General features: G+C 47.4%; 7 protein-coding genes. 5 read left to right on the top strand and 2 right to left on the bottom strand.

Features of this window, described 5'->3' with window-relative positions; genetic code table 11:
- The 4 genes from AC4E7D_RS10240 to rimO all read left to right on the top strand — a co-directional run.
- The coding region (locus tag AC4E7D_RS10240; protein ID WP_490173703.1) for a DUF4295 family protein at positions 1–84 on the top strand (84 nt) is incomplete at its 5' end.
- An 89-nt stretch (positions 85–173) separates the two neighbouring features.
- Positions 174–1,136 (top strand): signal recognition particle-docking protein FtsY, encoded by a 963-nt coding sequence (gene ftsY / locus AC4E7D_RS10235; RefSeq protein ID WP_490173702.1) that lies wholly within the window; start codon positions 174–176, stop codon positions 1,134–1,136.
- A gap of 25 nt (positions 1,137–1,161) precedes the next feature.
- Positions 1,162–2,841 carry an amidase family protein gene (locus tag AC4E7D_RS10230; protein WP_490173701.1) on the top strand — a complete coding sequence of 560 codons (1,680 nt, stop codon included), beginning with the start codon at positions 1,162–1,164 and terminating at the stop codon, positions 2,839–2,841.
- 94 nt (positions 2,842–2,935) lie between these two features.
- On the top strand, positions 2,936–4,243 hold the full coding sequence (rimO, locus tag AC4E7D_RS10225) for a 30S ribosomal protein S12 methylthiotransferase RimO (protein ID WP_490173700.1): 1,308 nt from the start codon (positions 2,936–2,938) through the stop codon (positions 4,241–4,243).
- On the opposite strand, the gene AC4E7D_RS10220 is transcribed toward rimO, so the two are convergent.
- Together AC4E7D_RS10220 and AC4E7D_RS10215 are read right to left on the bottom strand one after the other, a co-directional pair.
- Positions 4,240–5,025, bottom strand: a complete 786-nt coding sequence (locus AC4E7D_RS10220) for an anti-sigma factor (RefSeq protein ID WP_490173699.1) — start codon at positions 5,023–5,025, stop codon at positions 4,240–4,242. The genes rimO and AC4E7D_RS10220 overlap by 4 nt on opposite strands.
- Entirely contained in the window at positions 5,025–5,588 is a 564-nt protein-coding gene (locus AC4E7D_RS10215) for an RNA polymerase sigma factor (RefSeq protein ID WP_490173698.1), read from the bottom strand. Before AC4E7D_RS10215 ends, AC4E7D_RS10220 begins: the two co-directional genes overlap by 1 nt.
- Before the next feature lie 120 nt (positions 5,589–5,708).
- Between AC4E7D_RS10215 and AC4E7D_RS10210 the strand changes: the two genes are divergently transcribed.
- Positions 5,709–6,230: a fasciclin domain-containing protein gene (locus tag AC4E7D_RS10210; protein ID WP_490173697.1), complete on the top strand. Its 522-nt coding sequence runs from the start codon at positions 5,709–5,711 to the stop codon at positions 6,228–6,230.
- Positions 6,231–6,395: the final 165 nt, after the last annotated feature.

The raw sequence follows: 6,395 nt of genomic DNA, 5'->3' as shown, positions 1-6,395 counted from the left end.
AAATCTCCGAAAAGCGGGGCGTATACCTTTGTTGAAGGCATCATGCCTCCAGAGTTTGTAAACGACTGGCTGGCGAAGAAATAGAAAGAAATTCAAAGCATAGAGGAAGGCCGTTTTGATAACAAAACGGCTTTTTTTATTTCCTATCTTTACGGGATAATTGCGTCAAAGGTATGAGTCTATTCAAAAAAATCTTTTCTTCCCAGAACAAGGAGACCCTGGATAAGGGCCTCGAAAAGTCCAAAACCAGTTTTTTTTCTAAACTGAGTAAGGCTGTTGCGGGAAAATCCAGTGTGGATGATGATGTGCTGGACAACCTGGAAGAAGTACTGGTCACTTCAGACGTCGGGGTGGAAACCACATTGAAGATCATCGAAAGGATCGAAGAACGTGTGGCAAGGGATAAGTATATGGGTACCGATGAACTCGATCAGATCCTGAGGGAGGAGATCGCAGCTTTACTTTCAGAAACCCATCACGGGGAAGCCTCGGATTTCCAGATCGATACCTCTTCGAAGCCCTATGTGATCATGGTAGTTGGCGTTAATGGGGTAGGGAAAACCACCACCATTGGGAAGCTGGCCTACCAGTTTAAAAAACAGGGACATAAGGTAATGTTGGGTGCGGCAGACACCTTCCGTGCTGCTGCCATCGATCAGCTCCAGGTTTGGGCCGACCGTGTACAGGTGCCCATTATCAAGCAAAAAATGGGCAGTGATCCGGCCTCGGTAGCCTTTGATACCCTAAGTGCGGCAGTTAGCCAGGGGGCGGACGTAGTGCTAATCGATACGGCTGGCCGGCTCCACAATAAGGTCAACCTTATGAATGAGCTCGGCAAGGTGAAAAGGGTAATGCAAAAAGTAGTACCCGATGCCCCGCACGACGTATTGCTGGTGTTGGACGGTTCCACAGGCCAGAATGCTTTTGAGCAGGCCAGACAGTTTACCAAGGCGACAGAAGTTACCTCCCTTGCCGTTACCAAACTCGATGGTACAGCAAAAGGTGGGGTAGTAATTGGCATTTCTGATCAATTCCAGATCCCAGTAAAGTACATTGGCGTAGGTGAAGGCCTTGAAGACCTGCAGGTGTTTAACAAGTTCGAGTTTGTGGATTCGTTCTTCAAAACGGATTCCTGAATAGGGTAATTAAATCCAGATAAACATGAAAAAGCTACTTTATTTGTTATCGATGTTGCTAGTCATAGCAGCATGCAAAACCGATCCCAAAACCGATGCATCAGATATTGTCCTTTGGGAACCCTATAATGACTCTTCAGAAGTAGCGGCCAACCAGGACCATGAGACAACCAGGATGCGCTATAAACTGATCCAGTCAAAAGTGCTGGACAAGAACGAGGTCTTCCGACCCCTTTACCACGAGGTTTCCAAATTTACAGAGGAGGATCATGAGGCCCTCAAACCGCTAATCCTGGAACAGAACATCCCATCTATTCTATTGAATGTAGCCTCAGGAAAACTGAGTTATGAACAGTTGGTGCTCTTTTACCTCTACCGGATCTATAAATACGAACTGGACAATAGCACCACACTCAATACCGTCATTGCCCTGAATGAAAAGGTCCTCGAGCAAGCCCGGGAAAAGGATCAGGAATTGAAGGAGTCTCCTGATAGCACGAGACACCCCCTCTTTGGTATGCCCATACTCCTGAAAGACAACATCAATACCACCGGCATGCGCACTACTGCGGGTGCCATCGCCCTTGAAAACAATTATACCACCAACGATGCCCACATTGTTCAACAACTTAAAAAGAACGGGGCGCTTATTCTTGGAAAAGTAAATCTCAGTGAGTGGGCCTATTTCCTTTGCAGGGGATGTCCGGTGGGTTACAGTGCCGTTGGGGGACAAACACTGAATCCCTATGGCAGGCGTATTTTTGAGACCGGAGGATCCAGTTCCGGAAGTGGTACGGCCACTGCTGCCAATTACGCTGTTGCCGCTGTGGGCACCGAAACTTCTGGGTCAATCCTTTCGCCCTCCAGCCAGAATTCAGTAGTGGGGTTAAAACCGACTATCGGCCTGCTCAGCCGCACGGGTATTGTGCCTATTTCAAGCACGCTGGATACCCCTGGTCCCATGACCCGAAATGTTGTAGACAACGCAATTCTGCTCAGTGCCATGACCGGGAAGGACCCGAGAGATGAGAAGTCTGTAGATGCATCTTCAGACTACCTAAATGGTATCCTGGAAGGAGCAATACTCCGGGGAAAGCGACTGGGCGCTATTCAGGCCTTAATTGAATCTGATTCCCTCTATGCCCAAACCGTGGATCGCTTGAGGGCTTTGGGTGCAGAAGTAGTTGCATTTACTCCTCCCGAAGTAGAAATGGAGGGCTTCCTGACCCTCTTGAATATCGATATGAAGTACGACTTGCCGGCGTATATTCAAACGCAGGTCACGGATACTACAGCGGTTCGTGTACGCAATATTGCCGATGTGGTGGCCTTTAACCGCCAGGATACCCTGGTTCGGATACCTTATGGTCAGGCACTTTTTGAAGGGATACTCCAGGATTCCACAACCATGGAAGAGCTGCAAAGCATCAAGGATAAGCTGCAGGCTAACGGACGTCTGTTCTTTGATAAGGCCATGGAAGAATTTCAGCTCGATGCCGTCCTTTCTATCAACAATTACCATGCGGGTTACGCCGCAGTGGCGAAATATCCTGCACTCACCGTGCCGATGGGGTACAGGGAGACTGGCGAGCCGGTGAGCCTTACTTTTATTGCCAAACCCTTTGAGGAGCAAAAATTACTCCAGCTGGGATATGCGTTTGAGCAGGCCACCCGGATACGTCAAATGCCGGAAATGTACCCCTAGTTGTCTGAAGGAAGTTGAGGATGTGGGGGGGTATCCACAACAGGTTCCTTTATCATGAACCCATATGTTGTATTTTTGCACTCTTTAGGCAGATATGAGGACAAAGTCCACGAAGAAACATCGCATTAACGTCATTACCCTGGGTTGTTCCAAGAACCTCTACGATTCAGAGGTGCTCATGGGGCAGTTAAAAGCCAGTAATAAAGAGGTAGTCCATGAGGGGGAAGGCAATATCACGGTAATCAATACCTGCGGGTTTATTGACAATGCCAAGGAGGAAAGTGTAAATACCATTCTGGAATACGTCAGGAAGAAAGAAGCAGGTGAAGTCGACAAGGTCTTTGTTACCGGATGCCTCAGTGAACGCTACAAACCTGATCTGGAGAAGGAGATCCCCCTGGTGGATCAGTATTTCGGTACTACAGACCTTCCCAATCTATTGGAAGCCCTGGGGGCAGATTACAGACATGAACTGATAGGAGAACGCCTTACCACAACCCCTAAAAATTACGCCTATCTCAAAATCTCCGAAGGTTGTGACCGTCCCTGTTCTTTTTGTGCTATCCCATTGATGCGCGGTAAGCACCGTAGCAAGCCCATAGAAGAGCTGGTGATTGAGGCTAAGAAACTTGCCAGTAATGGGGTAAAAGAACTGATCTTAATTGCACAGGACCTGACCTACTACGGACTTGACCTTTATAAAAAAAGAGAGCTGACGCGACTTTTGGAAGCGCTGTGTGAGGTGGATGGGATTGCGTGGATCCGTTTGCATTATGCCTTTCCTACAGGCTTTCCAACCGAAGTGCTCGATGTTATACGCACACAACCCAAGGTGTGCAATTATATCGATATCCCCTTGCAGCATATTTCAGACCCCATATTAAAAAGTATGAGGCGGGGCACCACAAAAGAGAAGACCAATAAACTGTTGCGGGAATTCCGGGAGAAGGTTCCTGGAATGGCCATCCGTACGACCTTGATCGTAGGTTACCCCGGAGAAACAGAGGAGGATTTTCAGATCCTCAAAGACTGGGTCAGGGAAATGCGCTTTGACCGGCTGGGCTGTTTTACCTACAGTCACGAGGAAAATACCCATGCTTACGCTCTTAATGATGATGTCCCTGGCGATGTTAAGCAAAGGCGCGCGAACGAGATTATGGAAATCCAGGCACAAATCTCCTGGGAACTCAACCAGGAGAAGATTGGAAAGGTATTTGACTGCCTTATCGATCGCAAGGAGGGCAACCATTTTGTAGGACGCACAGAATTTGATTCCCCGGATGTGGACAATGAGGTACTGATTGATGCCAGCCGGTATTATGTGAAAATTGGCGACTTTGTTCAAATCAGGATTACAGGAGCTACAGACTTTGATCTGTACGGGGAACCACTATCTTCTTAAAGGACTACATAGGAGATCAGGTTCTCCACTGTGGGGTGGTCGTTACCCCCTGCTGGCTCAATGGTAATATTAAGGGATTCTGCATCATCAATATAGGCGAGTTCCACCCACTCTTCTGAGGTTGGGACAAGTCCCATATTAATCATCTCCCCTTCCACATCGGCCCACATCTGGTAGGTTTTATCTGCTTCCAGGGGGGGTAAGCCTTTGGGGTTGACGACTACCTCCCGTGATCGGTGGTTCAGGTAGGCAATGGCCCGGGAATTGGGCAGCATTTCATTTCCTTCCAGTACCAGGGGGATGGCATTTGGGTCAGTGATGGTTTGATAGCGTTTTGTGGTTAACTGCAGGGTACCTTCCAGGGAATTGATCCTTTCCTGAAGATCCGCGGTCTGCAGTTGCAGGCTGTTCAGAGTATCGTTGGCATCCTGCCACTGGGTATAGAACCAGAATGCTCCCAGGGCAAAAATTGCGGCCAGGGAAGCTGCTACCAGCAATCGTGATCTGAGCTGGGTGTAGGTCTTCCGATCCCCGGATAACCTGATTACCGGACCTTCTTCACCCTCTAATTTTTGTTTAAGGCCGGTTAAAACTCCCTCTGGGGGTAGTATCGCATTCTCCATCGCCAGCTTTTCAAAATCTGCTTCAAGCTGCCGGTACGTCTCCCTGAGTTCTTTGTCCTCAGCCAATACCCTTTCTACAGCCATACGCTGTTCCTCGTCCAGGGTCCCTGTGACATACGGAATAAGTAAATTTTCCCCGATGATCTTTTGCCTGTCCATTATCCAATCATCTTAATAAAAAAGAGAAGCCACAACATCTCCTTTTGATATGTATTTCTTAACTGTTTCAAAGCCTGTTTAACATAAGATTTAAAGGTACCCAGGGGGACCCCCATTTCCTTATGTGCCTCCCGGTGGGTATATCCCTTAAAATAGACCAACTCTATGGCCTTCTGATGATGAGATTCCAGGTTCCGGAGTACGCCATTAAGTTGTGTATAGTCCCGGATTTCCCCTTCATCTTCCTTATCTGTATATACACTTAAATCCTCCGTTTGGATGAGCTTGTTTTCTTTTCTGAGCGCATTGAGGGTGGTATTTCGCGCGATTCGGTAGGCCCAGGTATAGAATCGCCCTTTTTCCGGGTCATATGTGTGGATTTGTTTCCAAACCTTGACATAGGTGTCCTGCAGGATCTCCTGAGCCAGGAATTCTTCCCTGCACATCCTGAGAATGACCCCATACAGTGCGCCGGAATATTTTCTGTACAGGGCATAGAGGGCGTCTTTCCGCCCTTCTTGCAGCCGCCTGATGTACAGTATGTCTTCAGCAGGTTGATCCATATAAGATGTTAAAGATATGATAAATATGAACTTTTCTCATCCAGGCCGTCAAACCCTGTGTAATTATAAATGAGAATCTCAACTGACAAGTTCTAAAAATTAATCTTTAAAAAACAAATCATGAAAAAAGTCATTTTTTTATTTTCTGCCGTTGCCTTCCTGGCGTTGGCCCCAAAAGCATCTGCTCAAAACAGCACTAAAGACATCGTTGATATCGCTGTTTCTGTAGATGATTTCTCCACACTGGTTGCTGCATTAAAAGCAGCTGACCTGGTACCTGCACTTCAGGGTGACGGACCTTTTACTGTTTTCGCCCCTGTAAACGACGGGTTTGCAAAAATTGACAAGGCTGCTTTGAACAGCTTGCTCCAGCCGCAAAACAAAGAACAACTATCTGCAATCTTAACCTACCACGTGGTTGCGGGAAAATTGACCGCTTCTGATGTTGCGGCTGCATTGAAAAACGGAAAGGGAAAAGCCACGCTTACCACTCTTAATGGAGCTACCCTGACCGCTGTAAGCCGTAATGGTGGAATCTACCTGATGGATGCTAACGGGAACTACAGCAAAATCGCCAAGACAGATGTTATGGCTTCCAATGGAGTGATCCACATCATTGAAGACGTAGTTATGCCTAAATAAGGGTAAGGAAACAAAAGAAAAACACCGCATTTGCGGTGTTTTTTTTGCTATTTTCTTCCCAGTTCGTACTGATGCAATTCTCTTCCCAAAGCAGCCAGGAAGGGAATGCCTACTTCGTCGTATTCATAGGCATCATCATTGAAAATCCCATCCTGGTTTACCAGC

The sequence above is a fragment of the Lentiprolixibacter sp. genome (assembly GCF_982873095.1).
The sequence above is the reverse complement of the archived record's forward strand: the minus strand, read 5'-3'. Positions and strand labels throughout refer to the sequence as shown.